This is a genomic window from Brevibacterium sp. CSND-B09 (assembly GCF_052906525.1).
The window spans coordinates 2,067,017-2,085,673 of sequence record NZ_JBREGI010000001.1; the positions used below are offsets into that span (position 1 = coordinate 2,067,017).

The 18,657-nt window shown below is 65.1% G+C and carries 19 protein-coding genes; 17 read left to right on the forward strand and 2 right to left on the reverse strand.

Annotated features, from left to right (window positions below; all coding sequences use genetic code 11):
* Positions 1–105: 105 nt before the first annotated feature.
* The gene (locus ACU4IU_RS09310) at positions 106–546 is read right to left on the reverse strand and encodes a hypothetical protein (RefSeq protein WP_446656525.1); all 441 of its coding nucleotides are present in this window, start codon (positions 544–546) and stop codon (positions 106–108) included.
* Between the two features lie 312 nt (positions 547–858).
* On the opposite strand from ACU4IU_RS09310, the gene ACU4IU_RS09315 reads away from it, so the two are divergent.
* The 11 genes from ACU4IU_RS09315 (at position 859) to ACU4IU_RS09365 (ending at position 13,182) form a co-directional block, all read left to right on the forward strand.
* Positions 859–2,175, forward strand: coding sequence for a DUF445 domain-containing protein (locus tag ACU4IU_RS09315; protein ID WP_446656526.1), 1,317 nt, complete (start codon positions 859–861; stop codon positions 2,173–2,175).
* A gap of 170 nt (positions 2,176–2,345) precedes the next feature.
* Complete coding sequence (locus tag ACU4IU_RS09320; RefSeq protein WP_446656527.1) at positions 2,346–4,307, forward strand: ABC1 kinase family protein; 1,962 nt, start codon at positions 2,346–2,348, stop codon at positions 4,305–4,307.
* Between the two features lie 149 nt (positions 4,308–4,456).
* Positions 4,457–5,212, forward strand: coding sequence for an ABC transporter ATP-binding protein (locus tag ACU4IU_RS09325; RefSeq protein ID WP_446656528.1), 756 nt, complete (start codon positions 4,457–4,459; stop codon positions 5,210–5,212).
* Positions 5,212–6,630 (forward strand): FtsX-like permease family protein, encoded by a 1,419-nt coding sequence (locus ACU4IU_RS09330; RefSeq protein WP_446656529.1) that lies wholly within the window; start codon positions 5,212–5,214, stop codon positions 6,628–6,630. Before ACU4IU_RS09325 ends, ACU4IU_RS09330 begins: the two co-directional genes overlap by 1 nt.
* Before the next feature lie 11 nt (positions 6,631–6,641).
* Entirely contained in the window at positions 6,642–8,024 is a 1,383-nt protein-coding gene (locus ACU4IU_RS09335; RefSeq protein WP_446656530.1) for an FtsX-like permease family protein, read from the forward strand.
* Between the two features lie 152 nt (positions 8,025–8,176).
* Entirely contained in the window at positions 8,177–9,514 is a 1,338-nt protein-coding gene (gene dnaB / locus ACU4IU_RS09340) for a replicative DNA helicase (RefSeq protein WP_039211746.1), read from the forward strand.
* A 14-nt stretch (positions 9,515–9,528) separates the two neighbouring features.
* Positions 9,529–10,230: a hypothetical protein gene (locus tag ACU4IU_RS09345; protein ID WP_127365193.1), complete on the forward strand. Its 702-nt coding sequence runs from the start codon at positions 9,529–9,531 to the stop codon at positions 10,228–10,230.
* A gap of 86 nt (positions 10,231–10,316) precedes the next feature.
* Positions 10,317–10,676 carry a Cd(II)/Pb(II)-sensing metalloregulatory transcriptional regulator CmtR gene (gene cmtR, locus ACU4IU_RS09350; RefSeq protein ID WP_446656531.1) on the forward strand — a complete coding sequence of 120 codons (360 nt, stop codon included), beginning with the start codon at positions 10,317–10,319 and terminating at the stop codon, positions 10,674–10,676.
* Entirely contained in the window at positions 10,673–11,398 is a 726-nt protein-coding gene (locus tag ACU4IU_RS09355; RefSeq protein WP_446656532.1) for a cation diffusion facilitator family transporter, read from the forward strand. The genes cmtR and ACU4IU_RS09355 overlap by 4 nt, the downstream gene beginning before the upstream one ends.
* Positions 11,399–11,422: 24 nt before the next feature.
* Complete coding sequence (locus ACU4IU_RS09360; protein WP_446656533.1) at positions 11,423–12,328, forward strand: LysR family transcriptional regulator; 906 nt, start codon at positions 11,423–11,425, stop codon at positions 12,326–12,328.
* Positions 12,329–12,351: 23 nt separating this feature from the next.
* Entirely contained in the window at positions 12,352–13,182 is an 831-nt protein-coding gene (locus tag ACU4IU_RS09365; protein ID WP_446656534.1) for a uroporphyrinogen-III synthase, read from the forward strand.
* Between the two features lie 2 nt (positions 13,183–13,184).
* On the opposite strand, the gene ACU4IU_RS09370 is transcribed toward ACU4IU_RS09365, so the two are convergent.
* The gene (locus ACU4IU_RS09370; protein ID WP_446656535.1) at positions 13,185–14,393 is read right to left on the reverse strand and encodes a winged helix DNA-binding domain-containing protein; all 1,209 of its coding nucleotides are present in this window, start codon (positions 14,391–14,393) and stop codon (positions 13,185–13,187) included.
* 92 nt (positions 14,394–14,485) lie between these two features.
* Here ACU4IU_RS09370 and ACU4IU_RS09375 point away from each other — a divergent pair, with 92 nt between their 5' ends.
* The 6 genes from ACU4IU_RS09375 to ACU4IU_RS09400 all read left to right on the forward strand — a co-directional run bounded on the left by ACU4IU_RS09375 (position 14,486) and on the right by ACU4IU_RS09400 (position 18,613).
* Positions 14,486–14,989 (forward strand): SRPBCC family protein, encoded by a 504-nt coding sequence (locus tag ACU4IU_RS09375; protein ID WP_446656536.1) that lies wholly within the window; start codon positions 14,486–14,488, stop codon positions 14,987–14,989.
* Between the two features lie 135 nt (positions 14,990–15,124).
* Positions 15,125–15,517 (forward strand): acyl-CoA thioesterase, encoded by a 393-nt coding sequence (locus tag ACU4IU_RS09380; RefSeq protein WP_139909931.1) that lies wholly within the window; start codon positions 15,125–15,127, stop codon positions 15,515–15,517.
* A gap of 91 nt (positions 15,518–15,608) precedes the next feature.
* Positions 15,609–16,520, forward strand: coding sequence for a helix-turn-helix domain-containing protein (locus ACU4IU_RS09385; RefSeq protein ID WP_446656537.1), 912 nt, complete (start codon positions 15,609–15,611; stop codon positions 16,518–16,520).
* On the forward strand, positions 16,517–16,930 hold the full coding sequence (locus ACU4IU_RS09390; protein WP_446656538.1) for a (R)-mandelonitrile lyase: 414 nt from the start codon (positions 16,517–16,519) through the stop codon (positions 16,928–16,930). The genes ACU4IU_RS09385 and ACU4IU_RS09390 overlap by 4 nt, the downstream gene beginning before the upstream one ends.
* A gap of 56 nt (positions 16,931–16,986) precedes the next feature.
* Entirely contained in the window at positions 16,987–18,009 is a 1,023-nt protein-coding gene (locus ACU4IU_RS09395; RefSeq protein ID WP_446656539.1) for a zinc-dependent alcohol dehydrogenase family protein, read from the forward strand.
* Positions 18,010–18,043: 34 nt separating this feature from the next.
* A complete protein-coding gene (locus ACU4IU_RS09400) occupies positions 18,044–18,613 on the forward strand; it encodes a DapH/DapD/GlmU-related protein (protein WP_446656540.1) in 570 nt (189 codons plus the stop codon).
* The last annotated feature ends 44 nt before the right edge of the window (positions 18,614–18,657 follow it).

Genomic DNA, 18,657 nt, shown 5'->3' on the forward strand with positions numbered 1-18,657 from the left:
GCACGTTCTCGATTTTCGAAGTGTTCCATCCACGTAGCCTAACGTTCCACGGTCGGGCAGGGCCGCCTCGGCGAGGGGATGGAAATCCATCCGCACCGGATCAGATCAGATGGAGATCGTCTCCGGTTCGGGGAAATCCGTGAAACTCTGATCCTCGTCGATCGGCGCCAGCTCGAGATAGCTGGGATAATCGTCGTCAATGAAGAGCAGCAGCATCGCCCCTGGTGAACCGGCTGTGAGGACGGTGCGATCCGACCAGTCCCCGTCTCCGCCCTGATCGTTGCGGTGCTCATCGTCGATGCGATCCTGCGGACGCATTCCCACGCTTGGACAAGTTCCACAGTCGCAATGGCTGGTGACCATCACCTCGCCGAGGCGGCCCTCCCAGATCTGACGTTGTTCGTTCGAGATCGGCTCGGGTGGATCCCAACCCTGCCGCTGCTCAGGAGTGAAGTCGGCAGAGTCTGCTTCGTCGGGAGACGGCGTAGCCGAGCGGATCATGCGCAGCGCGACGCTGTGTTCCCGGGCGTTCAGCGGGCGGACCATGGTCGAATTCTAGCTCGAGTACCTGGTCGAAAGGCTCATCCCTCATGAGTCGTGGCATCTCCACCCGGTGCACTGGGGAGATATGGGAGGGACGGGGTGGATAGCGAGCAACGCGGCGAAGTAAGAGTAACGGTGGGTGATGCTCGCCGGAGCAACGGTGAGGGATGTTCGCGAGGTAACGGTGAGGGATGCTCGCGAGCGATGGGGCGGCCCGAGCGGCGGGGCTCTCCGCGGAATTCCCAGGTGCGAACCCGCCTGCGGATGCGTGTGGAGGGGCAGGGTTTCGCTAAAGTCGTGGAGCAGGGGGTAACGATGTCGATCGAGAAGACACCATCCGTACCGCGCTTCGGCGCCGGCAGCGGAAACGGCGGGCCGGCCGAGCTCACGCCGGAGGATCAAGAGCGCGCTCGCGGACTGAAGAAGATGCGCACGCTCGCGCTCTCGCTGCTCATCCTCGCCACGCTCATCTTCCTCTCCACCCACCTCTTCACCGACAACACCGGCGTCTGGGGGTTCGTCTCCCGCGCCTCGGAGGCCGCGATGATCGGCGCGATCGCCGACTGGTTCGCCGTCACCGCGCTGTTCCGCCACCCTCTCGGGCTGCCGATTCCGCACACCGCGATCATCCCTCGCAAGAAGGACACACTCGGAGCGAGTCTGTCGGCCTTCGTCGCCGCGAACTTCCTCCACGCCGAGGCGGTGTCGACGAAGATCCGATCCGCCGAGATCTCCCATCGTGCCGGAAAATGGCTGGCGAAACCCGCCAACCGAGATATCGTCGTCGACCGTGCCGCAGGGGGCCTCGAATATGTGCTCGCGCGCATCGATGACGACTCTATCAAGGCGCTGACCAGGAACGTCATCATTCCTCGGCTCGTGGCCACCAGGAAGACACCGGTGCTCGCTCAGCTGCTGCGTCAAATCGTGCTCGACGGGGCTCACCACAGACTCGTCGACCTCATCGTCGCGGAGGCCTACAGCTGGTTGGGTGACAATCCGCAGGTCATCGATGAGATCGTCCACAATCGGGCACCGTCCTGGGTCCCCGATTTCGTCAACGAACAGCTGGCCAACCGCCTGCAGCGCGAAGTGCTCGGCTGGGTCGCCGACGTCCGCGACAACGAATACCACAAGGCCCGACAGGCGCTGGATGCGTGGCTCGTCGATCTCTCCGACGACCTCGAATCCGACTCATCCCTGTCCCAGCGGGCCGAAGAGATCTTCAACGACCTGCTCAGCCAGGAGGGCGTCGTCGACTCCGTCCTCGAGATCTGGGGTTCGCTCAAACAGCTGCTGCGCGAGGCCATCATCGACGAAAGCGGCGAAGTCCGAGCCCGCATCTGGCAGCTCATCGGCGAGTTCGCCGAACGGCTGCAGGCGGACTCGGAATTCTCCCGCCGCATCGATGACCGGATCGCCACCACCGCCGGTGATCTGGCCGAAAGCTTCGGCCCTGAGATCGCCAGCGTCATCTCCGACACCATCGAACGCTGGGATGCGAAGGAAGCCGCCGAGCGCATCGAGCTCTACGTCGGCCGCGACCTCCAGTACATCCGCATCAACGGCACCGTCATCGGCGCGCTGGTCGGCCTCGTGATCCACACCGTCATCGTGCTCCTGCCGGGGTGAGACCGCCAGGGTGAGGCGCTGAAGCGCCCTCAGCCACTGAGGGTTCAGCGCTTTCGGCCCCGAGCACCTGGTCGAAGGGGACCATCGCAGGGGAAGTTGTGTCGAAACTCTGTCAAGGATTACGCGCGGGCTGTACTCTGAAATGACCGAGCAGAACCGGAAAGGATCCGATGCTCACAGTCGCAGCGCTGCTCTCCATCGTCATCCTGGGCTCCGTCTTGGGTCTGCTCTCGCGCCGACTCCTCGGCCCCGACGTCGGACTGCTCAGATCGATCCTCGTCGGAATGCTCGTTTTCTCATCCGGCGGCGCCTTCATCACGCACGTGGCCCGACTCAACGGCATCTTCTCTCCCGAGGTCTCCTATGCGAGCCTCGACCAGGTCCAGCTGCTGATCTTCGCCGGTTTCATGTGTCTGGCGATCCTCGCACTGAGCACGATCGTCCTGTTCGTCCTCGAAGTCATCATGCCCACCGGAACGCTGCCCGGCGCCCGCGGCGCAGTGATCGGGATTCGCGGCTGGACCCGACGGACCGGCCGGATATTCACCGTCATCCGAGCAGCGATGAGCTCGGGCCTGCACCGGTCGTTGACCTCGGGACTCAAACCCGACGACACCAGGTTCGCCGCCTCGCTCGTCGTCTTCCTCAATTCGGCAGGTACGACCTTCGTCAAACTCGGCCAGTTCCTCTCCACCCGCACCGACATCCTCCCGCCGACACTGACCTCCGCACTGGGAACCCTGCAGGCCGATGCCGAACGGCTGCCCTTCGCGCAAGTCAAAGGCGTCATCGCCGCTGAGCTCGGAGTCGACTGGGAAGAAGCGTTCGCCTCCGTCGACCCCACTCCGCTGGCCGCCGCGTCGTTGGCACAGGTCCACCGCGCGGTGCTCGAAACCGGCACCGAGGTGGCCATCAAGGTCAGGAGGCCGCGTGCCGTGGCCGCGGTGAGCGTTGACAGCGACATCCTCCTCAGGCTGTCGACTCATCTGCTCAAACGCTACGAATGGGCCCGCGCGATGGGACTCGGCGAGTTGGCTCACGGATTCGTCGAATCCCTCGACGAGGAGCTCGACTACCGGGTCGAAGCCCGCAACCTCGACATGGCCGCCGCTTCCCTCGGCTCTCGAGAAGGGGTGAGAGTCCCCGCAGTCCAACACGAGCTCTCCGGAGCGTCGATCCTCGTCACCGACTTCATTCCCGGGCGCACCCTCGGACAGGCGGCACTCGAGGGATACCCCCGCCTCGGCGACAGGGAGCGGAGCGCTGCGGCTCGGAGTCTGTGCCTGTCGACCATCCGGTCCATCCTCGTGACGGGGATCTTCCACGCCGACCTGCACCCGGGAAACATCATGATCACCGAGGATGGCGACCTCGTCTTCCTCGACTTCGGGTCGATCGGCATCCTCGACGACGAATCCCGCAACGCTTTGGCCCTCATCCTCCACGCCGTCGTCGTCGACGATGCGGCGACCGCCGCCGATGCGATCCTGCTGGCCTTCGACGCACAGGAGAACGTCGACGTCGACCTGCTCCGGCGCGACATCGGCCGCATCATCACCGTGCTGCGTGTACACGGACGCATCGACAGCGCGATGTTCCGGCAGCTTCTCGCCGTCCTCGGCGACCACGGAATCGGAGTCCCCGGGGACCTGGCAGCGGCGCTGCGCACCCTGGCATCGATCGAGGAGTCCGTCACCGGCCTCGACCCGCAGCAGACCCTGCTGAGCATTGTCCGCCGGGAGCTGCCCGCGATCACCGCGGCGGTGATCTCACCTGAGAGGATGAGCGCGAAATCCGTCGGCGCCGCCGGCGTTGCCGCGCTCACCGCCCGACGCCTGCCCGGACGTGTCGAGCAGGTGAGCAGGGAGATGGCTGCAGGCCGATTCAGTGTGCGACCGCAGCTGTTCACCTCCGACGCCGAACGCTCCTGGCTGCGCGGAGTTCTCAGCGAGTTCACGGCGGTGCTCCTCGCCTGCACGGCAGTGATCGCCGCAATCCTCCTGTTCGGAATGGACGGCGGACTCAAGATCTCGACGGACCTGACGATGTACCAGGGGCTGGGTGCTCTCTTCGTCTTTGCCGGAACGATGATCGCCCTGCGTGCCGTCATCCGTCTGTTCCTCAAGAAATGAGGCGGTCACCCCTGCGGTGACCGAATCCATCGCCGGAGCCGGCACGGACCACCGCGCAGGGGTTTCCGTCAACAGAGGTTGGGAAATCCCGCACCGGCTGACAGGCTGACTGCATAGTGCCAAGGGCCGTTGGGCGAAAACATGGAGACATGACTTCTTCACAGCATCCTGCCGCAGCGCAGCAGCCCGTCCACCAGCACCCCGCCATCATCACCGCCGGAAACGTCACCAAGCACTTCAACCAGACGTATGCTCTCGCCGGAGTCGACCTCACGATCGGCCTCGGCGAATCCCTGGCCATCATGGGACCTTCCGGCTCCGGTAAGACCACCCTCCTGCACTGCCTGGCCGGCATCATCAGTCCCGACAGCGGCCGCATCCGACTCTCGCCGACCGACCGCAGCGTTGCCGCAGAGATCACCTCCCTCAAAGAATCCGGCCGCACCGCTCTGCGCCGCGAGGTCTTCGGCTTCGTCTTCCAACAGGGACTGCTCCTGCCCGAACTCACCGCCATCGACAACGTCGCGCTCGCCGCCATGCTCGCAGGCATGAACCGCTCCGACGCCACCCAGCACGCCAGGGCCTGGCTCGACCGTCTCGCTCTGAGCGAGCACGGACACAAGCGGATCGGACAGCTCTCCGGCGGCCAGGCTCAGCGCGTGGCCATCGCCCGCGCCCAGGTCACCCAGCCCGTCGTCACCTTCGCCGACGAACCGACCGGAGCCCTCGACTCCCGAACCTCGAACGAGGTTCTCACCGAGCTGTTGGGCTCCACCGTCGGCCGCGGCTCCACTCTCGTCGTCGTCACCCACGATGAGAACGTCGCCGCCCGCTGCTCCCGTGTCGTCAGACTCGCAGACGGCCGCATCGTCGCCGATTCGGCAATGCAGGAAGCCGCCCAGTGATGAACATCCTTCCCATCCTCCTGTCCAAACAGTCCCTGACCTCGACGACGTCGCGGCTCGTCGGGATCGCTTTCTTCTCCTGCGCGACGATCTTCCTCACCGTGGCCGCCGGCGCCTGGGCATTCATCGATCGCCCCGAGGTCTCCGGATACGCCGAGGTGGCCGAGCTGTACCAGCTCCTCGCCGTCCTCGCCACGGTCTTCCTCATCGTGCCCGCGACCAGCCTCGGGGTCGCCTCGGCGAAATTGAGCGCCCGCCGTCAGGACGAACGACTCTCGACCCTGTCCCTGCTCGGGGCGCAACGCGGCACGATCCGCCTCATCGCCATCGCCGAACCCTTCATCCCCGCCTCGCTGGGCATCCTTGCCGGAATCGGCGGCTACCTGCTGGTCGCTTGGCCGCTGAGTTTCATCACGTTCGTCGGCGAACCTTTGGGCTACCAGGCACTGCTCATGCCGGTCTGGCTGCTCGCCGCGGTCATCGTGGGCCTCCTGGCGGTCTGCCTGATCGCCTCGCTCATCGGCCTGCGCAAGATCCAGGTCTCCCCGCTGGGCGTGCGCACCCGGTCGCTGCCCCGGAGATTCCCCCTGGCCCGCATCATCACGGCCATCGTGCTCATCCTCATCGTGGCCATCGCCACCTATGTCTCCACCCAGATGGAGCTGCCGATGGCGGTGACGATCATGTACAGCATCGCCACGATCGGCATCACCCTCCTGCTCATCAGCGTCCTCGGCGTCCTGTGCATCCGCGTCCACGCCGGCATCGCCGGCAGAATCGCCCGCGGTCCCGCCTCGGTGATGGCGGCGGGAATGATCGCCGACGCTCCCGGACAGTACTGGCGCCGGGTCGCCGGGCTGGCGATGATCACCTTCATCGCCGTCGTCGGCGGGGCGGGAACAGCGATGATGCGCAGCGGTCAGGAGGACTTCTCCGCCGAGGACCGCGCGGTCATGGGTCCGTACGTCTACCTCGGCGACGATATCTTCACAGGACTCATCCTCACCCTGGTCATCGCCCTCGTCCTCGTCATCGTCTCGGCCACGATCAACCAGGCCGCAGACATCCTGGACCGGGCCACGACCTACCGCGAGCTCCACGCCGCCGGAATGACCCAGCAGATGATGCACCGGGTGACCGTCAACGCCGTGATGTCGCCGATCCTGCTGGTCACCGTCGTCTCCCTGTTCCTCGGCGGAATCCTCGCCTGGCTCATGGCTTCGGTGAGCGACCTCGGCGATCCGTTCACCATCGGAACCGTTGCCGCCGTCCTCGTGGCCGGGGTTGCGATGGTGTGGCTGGGGCTGCAGGTCACCCGCCCGCTCGTCCGCCGGGTCACCGAGATCGATCCCCACAACCGCACCCTCGCCGAGGCGGCACCCGAGAACCGGGCCACCGCCGAGGCGACCATGGCCTGAGAGGAGACCCGATGTCCACGTCCTTCGCAGCAGTTCCCCTCGTCCTCGGGCGGAGATCGCTGACCTCGGCGAGCTCTGTGCTCGTGGCCGCCGCGTTCTTCGCGTGTGCCACGCTGTTCCTCACCGTGGCGGCCGGGACCTGGATGTTCTTCCAGATCCCACCGAGCCCCGACCCCGCGGACGAGGGCCTCGACATCATGTACAAGACCCTCGCGGCCCTGGCCACGGCTCTGCTGATCATCCCCGCCTCCACCCTGGCATCGGCCTCGGCGACCCTGTCGGCACGTCGCCAGGACGAAAGGCTGTCGACGATGTCGCTGCTCGGGGCCCGACGCTCCCAGATCACTGCGCTCGCCGTGGCCGAACCGCTGATCCCGGCTCTGGCCGGCATCATCCTCGGGGTGCTCGGGTATCTCGGACTGGCGCTGCCGGTCAGCTTCATCCACTTCATGGGCGAACCCATCGGGTACGCGAACATGCTCATGCCCGCGTGGCTCATCCTCGTCGTGGTCGTCTTCCTCGCCCTGGTCTGCGCGGGCTCGGCCCTGCTGGGTCTGCGCAAGGTCGCGGTCTCTCCGTTGGGCGTGCGGACGAAGAGTCTGGAGCGGAAGCTCCCCGTGGCCAAGATCATCGTCACGGTGCTCGTGATCTGCCTGCTGCCGGTCGTGTACGCGCTCACCCAGAGCGGCGGTCTCGGCGTGGGGATCGTGCTCGGCGCGGTGGTCGGATTCTTCGCTCTCGGGCTGATCGTCGTCGACCTCCTCGGCGGGCTCCTCGTCCGCTGGTTCGCTCACCTGTCCGGTCGGCGGGCCGCCACCCCGGAGCGCCTCATCGCGGCTCGCCTTGTCTCCGACGAACCCAAACGGTTCTGGCGACGCGTGTCCGGACTCGCGATGGCCTCGTTCACCGCGGCCGTCTGCGGGTCGGGGGTGGCGCTGATGCAGCTCGGCCTCGACGCCGCCGAGGACGACCCGGCAACGATGGGCACCTCCGATATCAACCTCTTCCACGACCTGTTCACCGGGGTTCTGCTCGTCATGGGCATCGCGATCGTGCTCATCGCCGTGTCCGCGGTGATCAACCAGGTCGCCGACATCTATGACCGTGCCGACACCTTCTCCGACCTCTATGCCGCGGGCGCCGATCCTCAGCTGCTGCACCGGGCACTGGTGCGGGCCGTCATGGCCCCAGCGATCTGGGTGTCCCTGCTGGCAGGAGGGCTCGGGCTGCTGCTCGTCCTGCCCCTGGCCGGAGCCGCGCTCGTGTTCAAGCCGGTCACCTTCCTCACGATCCTGCTCACAGTGGTCGTCGGCATCGGCATCATCCGTTGTGGGCTGCAGCTGACGAAGCCGATTCTGCACTCCGTGGCCACGGCCGGGAGGACGCGGGACTGAAGTTTCTGTGTCAGTGCCGCGTCCTAGGATGGTCGGCACCGGTTCGGCGGAAGTGGTCGGGCCGGTGGGACCCTCCTCGGGTCTCCGGGTACAGTTGGAGCGCACCATCTGCGGGTGCGTGTCGACGCGGCTGTGTAGGAAGAGGAACTGAAGTGAGCAACGACCAGGGCTATGACGGTCTGAGGACCCCTCCACAGGACGTCGAAGCCGAGCAGAGCGTGCTCGGTGCGATGCTTCTGTCGAAGGACGCCATCGCCGACTGCGTCGAGACGATGAAGGGCGACGACTTCTACAAGCCCGCTCACGAAACCATCTACGAGGCGGTCCTCGACCTCTACTCCAGGGGTGAGCCCGCGGACTCGGTGACGGTGGCGAACTACCTGACGAAGACCGGTGACCTCGCCCGCGTCGGCGGTGCCGCCTACCTGCACACCCTCATCTCGTCGGTGCCGACCGCCGCCAACGCCGGCTACTATGCCGCGATCGTCAGCGAACAGGCCGTGCTGCGCCGCCTCGTCGAGGCCGGCACCCGCATCGTGCAGATGGGCTACGACGCCGAAGGCGATACCGATGACGTCGTGAACTCCGCTCAGGCGGAGATCTACAAGGTCACCGAACGCCATACGACAGAGGATTACGTCATCCTCTCCGACATCCTCGGCGAGGTGGCCCAGGAGATCGAACGCAACGGCAACACCGATGGGCAGACCGCGGGTGTGCCCACCGGTTTCACCGAGTTCGACAACCTCACCAACGGTCTGCATCCGGGCACGATGATCGTCATCGCCGCGCGTCCCGGTGTCGGCAAGTCGACTCTGGCGCTCGACTTCATCCGTTCGGCTGCGATCCACAATGATGCGGCCGCTGTGTTCTTCTCGCTCGAGATGGGCAAGAACGAACTCGTCATGCGTCTGCTCTCGGCCGAGTCGGAGATTCCGCTGCAGAACCTGCGCCGCGGCGAGCTCAGTCCGCACGACTGGACGACGCTGGCCGCGACCGAGGCCCGGATCAACAATGCGCCGCTGTTCGTCGACGATTCGCCGAACATGGCGCTGACCGAGATCCGCGCGAAGTGCCGCCGGCTCAAGCAGCAGCACAATCTGCAGATGGTCTGCGTCGACTACCTGCAGCTGATGTCCTCGGGCAAGCGCGTCGAGTCCCGTCAGCAGGAGGTCTCGGAGTTCTCCCGTTCGCTCAAGCTGCTGGCCAAGGAGCTCGAGGTGCCGGTCATCGCACTGTCTCAGCTCAACCGAGGCAGCGAGCAGCGCACGGACAAGCGGCCGATGATCTCGGATCTGCGTGAGTCCGGTTCGATCGAGCAGGACGCGGATATGGTCCTCCTCATCCACCGTGAGGACATGTACGACAAGGAACACGAACGCGCCGGTGAGGCCGACATCATCGTCGCCAAGCACCGTGCCGGTCCGACGATGGACATCCCCGTGGCGTTCCAGGGCGCGAAGTCCCGATTCGTCAACATGCCGCAGTGACGAACGGGGCTTGAATGGACGCCTACTGGATGCGCGGCAAGTGGGGTGACGGCGGGAAGAGTGAGCGCCGCTGGAACCAGGGCAGCCGGAATCCGCTGACCATCATCATCACCGGTGCTGTCTTCTTCGTCGGCACGGGTGCGGTCTTCACGATCGGATACCTGTATCCGGACCAACTGCTGTTCACGATCATTCTCGGATGCTTCGTGTTCCTCGGCGTCACTCTGGCGATGCGCAGGTTCATGGGACACACGCCGGCGTATTGGTACACCGGACCGTTCGTGGCCATTGCACTCATCGGCACTGTGATGCTCGGCGAGGATCTTGCTTTGTCTCAGGCGGGCGAACTCACCGAGGTGGTCGTCGCCGATCACAAAGTCGAGCAGAAGACCGTGCACAGTTCCAATCCGCCCAGGTCGCGGCAGGTCTATGTTCATACCTACAGCCTCGAACGCACCGACGGCACCCCCGTCGCCGAACCGCTGATCTACCGCGGTAAGGACGGATACGACGACTTCGATGAGGGCGACACGATCTCCGTCCTCATCGATCCGGAGGGGAAGGCACCGACCAAACCGGCCGAGGACGTGGATCTGCCTGCCGATATCGGCATCCTCGTCACCGGACTGGTCACCTCGGGGATCGTGTTCCTCATCTGTCTGATCGTCGTGCTGCTGCGCTGGACGCGCTCGCCGTCGCAGCAGCACGTGCGCTGACGACCGGGCGGCAGGCGCCGGAGAAGCCCTCATTCCGTCGTGAGCGGCCCGCGACAACAGGTCAGCAAAGGCTGTATAGTCAGCATATGCTGACTATTGCCTCCCGTGTCGATGCCATGCAGCGCCTAGGCCGCGCGATGGCCGATCCCACACGCTCACGGATTCTGCTGTCGCTGCTCTCCGAGCCTGGCTATCCTGCGCGCTTGGCAAGTGATCTGGGACTGACGCGCACCAATGTGTCGAACCACCTCGCCTGCCTGCGAGGATGCGGAATCGTGGTGGCCGAACCTGAAGGCCGGCGGACGCGCTACGAGATCGCCGACCCTCATCTGGCAACAGCCCTCACTGCTCTTGTCGAGACGACTCTGGCAGTCGATGAGAACGAGCCGTGTGTCGATTCCGATTGCACGGTGGTCGGCTGCTGTGACGCTGGACCGAGCCAATGACCGAGACTGCGCCGGGAAGGGACAGAGCGGCAGTTCTGCGGAAGCGGATCCGGATCATCGTTGCCATCACCATCACATGGAACGTGATTGAAGCGTTCGTTGCCATTGCCGCAGGCGGAGCAGCCTCCTCGGCGGCTCTCATCGGGTTCGGACTCGATTCGATCGTCGAGGTCCTCTCAGCCGCAGCGGTAGCCTGGCAGTTCTCGGCACCGGAACCCCAGCGCCGGGAACGGGTCGCTCTGCGGGTCATCGCAGCATCTTTCTTCGCGCTCGCGGTCTACGTCAGCGTGGACGCTGTTCTGTCCATGGTGGGCCTGCGCCAACCCGAACATTCGACCGTCGGCATCATCATCGCCGCACTCAGCCTGCTGGTGATGCCGTTCCTCAGCTGGTTCGAGCGGAGGACGGGACGAGAACTGGGATCTGCTACGGCTGTCGCTGATTCCAAGCAGACCCTCATCTGCACCTATCTCAGCGCCGCAGTGCTGATCGGAGTCCTGCTCAACAGCCTGCTCGGGTGGGCCTGGGCCGATTCCGTCGCAGCTCTCACCATCGCGGTCTTCGCCGTTCGGGAAGGGGTCGAAGCCTGGCGAGGGGACGCCTGTTGCGCGGTTCCGGCTGCGGTTCTCACCGGTGAGCGTACAGAAGGGTGCTGTGCTGAAGATGATCCGGACGACGACGGGTGCCGAAACGCGTGCTGTGCTGCCGACACACAGCGTTGAGTAAGCCCGCCTACTATGGCAGGCATGGACACCACTCCTAACGATCTGCTCGTGCTGCTGGCCGTCTCCCGCACCGCCAAATTCACGACGGCGGCACACAACCTCGGTCTCACCCACTCGACGGTCTCCCGCCGCATCGCCGCCTTGGAGAAGTCCTTGGGCGGACGCGTTCTGGCTCGCTCGGATGACGGATGGGAGCTGACCGACCTCGGGGAACGAGCCGTTGCGGTGGCCGAACAGATGGAGACCGCGGTCGCCGAACTCGAGAGTCCCGGCCAGGGCCCGGAGACGGTGTCCGGAGTGGTGCGGATGACCGCGACGGATGGGTTCAGCGCCTATGTCGCCTCCCCGGCGGTCGCGAAGCTGCGACGTCGGTATCCCGGGCTGAGCGTCGAGATCGTCACCGTCACCAGGCAGGCCCTGCAGCAGCGGTCCGGTCTCGATATCGAGGTCGTCGTCGGCGAACCGCGCGTGCACCGAGCAGAGGCGATCGAGCTCGGTGACTACGAACTCGGTCTCTACGCCTCGCGTGACTATCTCGCGGCCAACGGCACCCCCGCCTCGGTGGAGGAAGTCAGCGACCACCGGCTCGTCTATTTCGTCGATTCCATGCTCCAGGTCGACGACCTCGATGCGCCGAGGCGGCTTTTTCCCGAGATGAAGGACGCACTGACCTCGACAAACGTCTTCGTCCACGTCGAAGCGACGCGTACGGGAGCCGGAATCGGCTTCCTCCCGTGTTTCATGGCCGACCGGCACCCCGACCTCGTGCGACTCTTCCCCGATTCGGTGGCCGAGCGACTGCCCTACTGGATGGTGCTCAGACCCGATTCGATGCGGCGACCGGCGATCGCCGCCGTCGTCCAGGGGCTCAAGGATGAGATGCTCGCCCACCAGGCTGCTCTCGAAGGCCGGAAGTTGCCCCGGTGAGACTGCGCGACCAGGATATGAGCATGAACCAGCCCCAAACTGACATCGGCGACGAGCTGGTCGGACGCCGCATCGTGCTCACAGCTCAGCGGCGCGCGGAACAGCTCGCCTCCGCCCTCGAGCGTCACGGTGCCAAGATCGTGCACGCCCCGACCCTTTCCGTCATTCCTCACATCGATGACCCTGAACTCGTCACACGCACCCGTGAACTCATCGAGGCCCGGCCGGACATCGTCGTGGTCACGACCGGCGTCGGATTCACCGGCTGGGGTGACGTGGCTGAAGCCGCGGGTCTGCACGAGGAGTGGCACTCGATGCTCGCCGGAGTACGGATATACGCTCGCGGCCCCAAGGCACGCGGAGCGATTCAAGCGGCCGGACTGAGGGCTCACTGGGTCGCCGAATCCGAGACGAGCGCAGAGATCCAGCAGGTCCTCCTCGGCGAGGGCGTGAATGGTCAGCGCATCGCCGTACAGCATCACGGTGCCGGCGCCGACGGACTCGATGAGGCCTTCGCCGCAGCAGGCGCCGATGTCCGCTCGCTCGTCATCTACCGGTGGGGCCCGGCCCCCGATCCGGCCGCCGTGGTCGACGCGGTCCGACTCGTCGCGGAGCGCAGGTGCGATGCCGTGGCCTTCACATCAGCACCCGGGGCGGCAGCATTCCTCACCGCAGCCGAGGAGCAGGGACTGCTGCCGGCCGTGATCGAGGCGTTCAACGAATCGGTGGTGGCGGCAGCAGTCGGCGACGTCACCGCAGCACCGCTGCATGAACAGGGGATCAGAACCGTGATCCCGGAGCGATTCCGACTCGGAGCCCTCGCTCGCGTACTGATCAGCGAACTGGCCGAGTGATCTCAGTCTGACGCGAATTCGATGTCGAGGGCGTCTGCCTCGCGCAGTGCGCCGATGGTCTCCGCCTCAACGGTCAGTGCGCTCTTCACCGACTTCGGGACGGTGCCGAACGGTGCGATCGTCATGCTCAGTCGTCGATTCCGCTTCCGCGCCCTCCAGGTCCCCGCGACCCGGCCGTCGACCAGCAGCGCTCCTGGATCGCCCACGGTCTTCCAGATCTCCCGATGGAAGTCCTTGGACGCGATCGTCTCCCGATCCCGCATCTGCGTATAGGGATCGTGCGGGGGAAGCAGACGAACGCCGTGCGGAAGCTGCGCGCGATGCAGCTGATCGACATCCTCGGCGAGCATCCAGGTCCGTCGCCCGCGCTCGATTTCGGTGATCTCTCCGGCGATCAGGTCCCACCATGGTGTCGCCTCCGTGGACCGGATTCCGATCCACGCGGCGAAGTCGGCGCGTGTCGACGGTCCATAGCAGTGCAGATAACGCCGCAGCAGTTCGGACCTGGCCCGGTCGCGTTTGCCCTCGTCGGATGCGGTCGAGGACAGCGCACGCGGATCGACCCATTCGTCGAGCAGAACGAACGGAGCCGTGTTTCCCTCGCGCGGGGCGAAGCAGAGGATCTGCCGCAGAGTGAGCAGCCGAATGCAGAAATGGATCACGCCGGCACCGAGGCTCTGGCCCTTCGCATACGGGCCCTGAGATTCCCAGGTGCTTCGCTGTTTCGTCGTCAGGGAGGTTGCGAGCACCTCGGCGAGTTCCTCGCCGAGTTCGGTGATCGTCATCCTCCGCCCTCTGAGCACCCCGGCGATCTCCTGCTCGACCCGATCGAGGATCTGGCTCAGCGAGATCCCGAGCGAATCGACCGACTGTTCGACTCCGAGGACGAAATGGCGCATCGCCTTCTCACTCGTCGGTTCGACCCCGGTGGTGAAGACCGGGAGATCCGCAGCGGGAAAGAAATGGGGCGCCCCTCGCATGCACCAGCTCTGCAGCAGCGACTTCTCCTCTTCGACGGCCGAATCCAACGCCGTCGCACTCATGTCCTCGACCCGCGCATGGAGTGCGGTCAGCGCGGATCCCGGTGGGCTGTTCTGGATGCCGCAGGCTCCCGCGGCCTCAGTGAGTGAGTTGCGGCTGAGTCGCTCATCGAGGTGATGAGCGCGGAGGCGGAAGGCGATGATCTCGTCGTTCGTCGCGGAGTCGGCCATGTGCCCAGGTTAGCTCAGGACCCGTGTTTGAATGGGGCCACGTGCTCGGCCGGCTCCTGGTGCGTGCACGACCACAATGAGAAGGGACGACGATGACGCGAACGATGCAGGTCAGCGACAGTATGGTGATCAAAGCCGACGTCGCCGGGCTCTGGGAGCAGATCGCCGATCCGACCCAGATGGCCCGATGGAGCCCGGAGAACACGGGCGCAAGCACGCGCACGACTGCAGGTCCGCTGCAGACAGGCGACGTCTTCGAAGGTACGAACCGTCGCGGGCCGGCGACGTGGGTGACCGAATGCGTCGTCACCGAATCTGTGCCCGGCAAACGGTTCGCCTTCACCGTGCGCCGGATCGGGCCCCGAACTCCCAGCATCGAAGGGGCGAATGCGAGTTGGGCATACGAGTTCGAGGACCTCGGTGGGGCGACCCGAGTGACGGAGTCGTGGACAGACGATCGTCGCGGTTGGCCCGACTGGCTGGCCTGGGTCTTCGACCACATCGTCACACGTGGGAGGAGCTTCGCGGACTTCCAGCGATTGAACATTCGCCGGACGCTCACGACCATGAAGGACGATTTCGAACGCGAAGGATGACTTCGACAATTGAAAGACGACGTCGCACAGCGGTGACGTGATCGAAACGAGGGCGAAACAACTCCTCGCTACTCTGATCGCATGACAGCGACGGCACAGTCCACAGAGAGCTCCGCCCGCCACGATGTGGAGGGGATGAACTTCTATACCCGCAAATGGGTGCGGCCCGAGGACCTCAACGCCAACGGCTCCCTCTTCGGCGGCAGCCTGCTGAGGTGGATCGACGAGGAGGCCGCGATCTACGCGATCATCCAGCTCGGCAACCATCGAGTTGTGACGAAGCTGATCTCGGAGATCGACTTCCAGGCTTCGGCGAGGGAAGGCGATCTCATCGAGATGGGACTCATTGCTACCCAGTTCGGGCGTACGTCGCTGACGATGAAGGCGAGGGTGCGCAATATGATCACCCGGAAGACGATCCTAAGCATCGAGAAGATCGTATTCGTCGGAGTCGACGAGGACGGCACACCGGTTCCACACGGGTACACGACGATCACCTACGATCGCGACCGAATGCCCCACCCATAGCCGTAGACACGCTCGGTGCTGCGAGAGTGATGCGCAGAGGTGCCCTGACAGGGTATCCCTCTCAGATGAGAACGCGTCTAGCCTGGAGAATATGGACAACCGGGCCGAAGTACGCGAATTCCTCATGTCACGGCGGGCGAAGATCACCCCTGATCGAGTCGGCCTTCCCACCCAAGGCACGAGGCGAGTGCCGGGCCTGCGCCGCAGCGAGGTCGCGGCCCTGGCCGGACTGAGCGTCGAGTACTACTCAAGACTCGAACGGGGCGCGATCGGAGGGGCTTCCGCAGCTGTCCTCGAAGCGCTCGCCGAGGCTCTGCTGCTCAACGACACCGAGCGGGGCCACCTCGTTGATCTCGCCCGTGCCGCCGACGGCATTCCGACCTCGGGTCGCAGACGACGTCCCGTGACCGCCCAACGTCCACCGCACGAGACGCTGTTCTGGATGCTCGATTCGATCAAGGAATCGATCGCCTTCGTCCGCAACGATATGCAGGACATGGTCGCCGTCAACGAACTCGGCCGAGCTTTCTACTCGCCGGTCATCGGGGATGGCGGACGGACACCGAACCTGGCGCGATTCCAGTTCCTCGATCCCGCATCGAAGGACTTCTATCCGGACTGGGAACTCTTCGCGCAGATGTGCGTGGCGATCATCCGCAGCGCGGCAGGAAGGGATCCGCATAATCGCGGAATCCAGGACCTCGTCGGGGAACTGTCGACTCAGAGCGAGACGTTCCGAACCCTGTGGGCCCAACATGATGTCCGCACGCACGGGACGGGGATGAAGCGGTTCAACCATCCGGTCGTGGGCGAGCTCGTCCTCGCCTTCGAGGAGCTGCGGATCACCGCCGAAGACGGCCTCGCCCTCCTCATCTACACAGCAGAACCTGGCTCGGAATCGGAGCAGAAGCTGCGTCTGCTCGCCTCGTGGGCGGCGCCGACGACCGAGACCGAACGACCACCCGAGAACCGACTTCTTGAGAACAGAGGACACCGATCATGAGCCACCGCATTCTCCCAACGACCCCGACAGCGAAGAACCCGCCCGAGCAATTCAGCGGCGATGTGTGGGTCGACCCCATCGCCTCCCCGCAGGAGGATGGTCAGACCATGGTCGTCGCACGGGTCCGATTCGCCCCCGGCGCACACACCGCATGGCATTCGCACGCCAAGGGTCAGACTCTGCACGTGACCAGCGGAACCGCTCTGTTCGGCACACGCGACGGTGACGTGATCGAGGCCCGCCCGGGGCAGACCGTCTACTGCCCGGCAGGCGAGGAACACTGGCACGGAGCCGCCCCCGAGACATTCATGGAACACATCGCCATGCTCGAGAACGCCGAGGACCCCGCTCAGACGACCACCTGGCTCGAGCACGTGGACGAGGCGGACCTGCATCGTCCGCGAAGCTGAGCCCCACGACCAGAACCGAACAGCAGCGAACAACCGAACTTCTCAAGGAGAGAACAATGCGCGGAGTGATCATGCACGGGCCCGGCGACGTCCGGGTCGAAGAACGACCCGATCCGACCATCGAGGCACCCACTGATGCCGTCATCCGGATCGTGGCCGCGTGCGTCTGCGGATCCGACCTGTGGCCCTACCGTGGTGCCGACGCACCGGATCAGCAGCTCATGGGCCACGAATACGTCGGCATCGTCGAGGAAGTCGGCGACGAGGTGCGCACCGTCAAACCCGGTGACTTCGTCGTCGGATCATTCGTCATCTCCGATAACACCTGCCCGATCTGCACCGCCGGCTACCAGTCCCGCTGCGTCAACGGAATCTTCGTCGACGGCGGGATCGGCACCCAGGCCGAATTCGCTCGCATTCCCCATGCCGACGGCACCCTGGTCGCCACGCCGGGACAGCCTGATGACGATCTCATCCCGTCGCTGCTGGCCGCATCCGATGTGCTCGGCACCGGGTGGTTCGCCGCAGATGCCGCCGAGGTGGGCCCCGGTAAGTCGGTCGCCGTCATCGGCGACGGCGCTGTCGGACTGATGGGAGTCCTTGCCGCCAAGCAGATGGGAGCGGAGACGATCATCGCCATGAGCCGTCACGTCGACAGGCAGAACCTCGCCCGCGAATTCGGCGCCACCCACATCGTCGAAGAACGCGGCGACGAGGGCGTGGCGAAGATCAGAGAGCTCACCGACGGACTCGGCGTCCACAGCGCCATCGAGGCAGTCGGCTCACAGGAGTCGATGATGCAGGCGATCCGGTCGACCCGACCCGGCGGTCATGTCGGCTATGTCGGTGTCTCACACGACGTCGAACTGCCTGGAGGAGAACTGTTCTTCGGTCTGGTTCATCTGCACGGCGGGCCCGCGCCGGTTCGTCGCTTCCTGCCGGACCTCATCGAACTCATCTGGAACCGAGAGATCGACCCGGGTAAGGTCTTCGACCAGACGATGAGCCTCGACGACGCGGCGGCCGCCTATTCGGCCATGGACAGTCGTGAAGCCGTCAAGGTCCTGCTGAGGCCCTGATCTCTTCATCTGTCAGTAAAGGAAAGGTGACACCGTGGACACAGCAGATCTGCTGAAAGCCCTCAACGCCGGAGAGACGATCACGGGCGGCTCGCCTCTTCATGAGGTCATGCACCGCACCAGCCAGGAAGCCCTGCGCATCACGGCGGAAATCAATGGCAGCTACCACGAACCCGATGAGGTTCGCGCGCTGCTGGCCGAGCTGACGGGACGCCCGGTCGATCCGACTGTGGCCATGTTTCCCCCGTTCCACACGGACTTCGGGAAGAACATCACTTTAGGGCAGCGGATCTTCATCAACTCCGGGTGCAGCTTTCAGGACCAGGGCGGGATCACGATCGGCGATGACACGCTCATCGGACACAACACGGTTCTCGCCACCCTCAACCATGGGATGGAGCCGGACCGTCGTGCGGACATGCACCCGTCTCCGATCGTCATCGGACGCAATGTCTGGATCGGGTCGAACGTGACTGTCCTGCCAGGCATCACCATCGGTGATGACGCCGTCGTCGCCGCGGCGTCTGTGGTGACCAGAGACGTTCCGGCTCGCGCCGTCGTCGTCGGCTCACCGGCACACGTCGTGCGCACGATCGACGAGTGACTCACCCGACGAGGGAGCCTGCTGTCTCCGCGCGACCGATCACA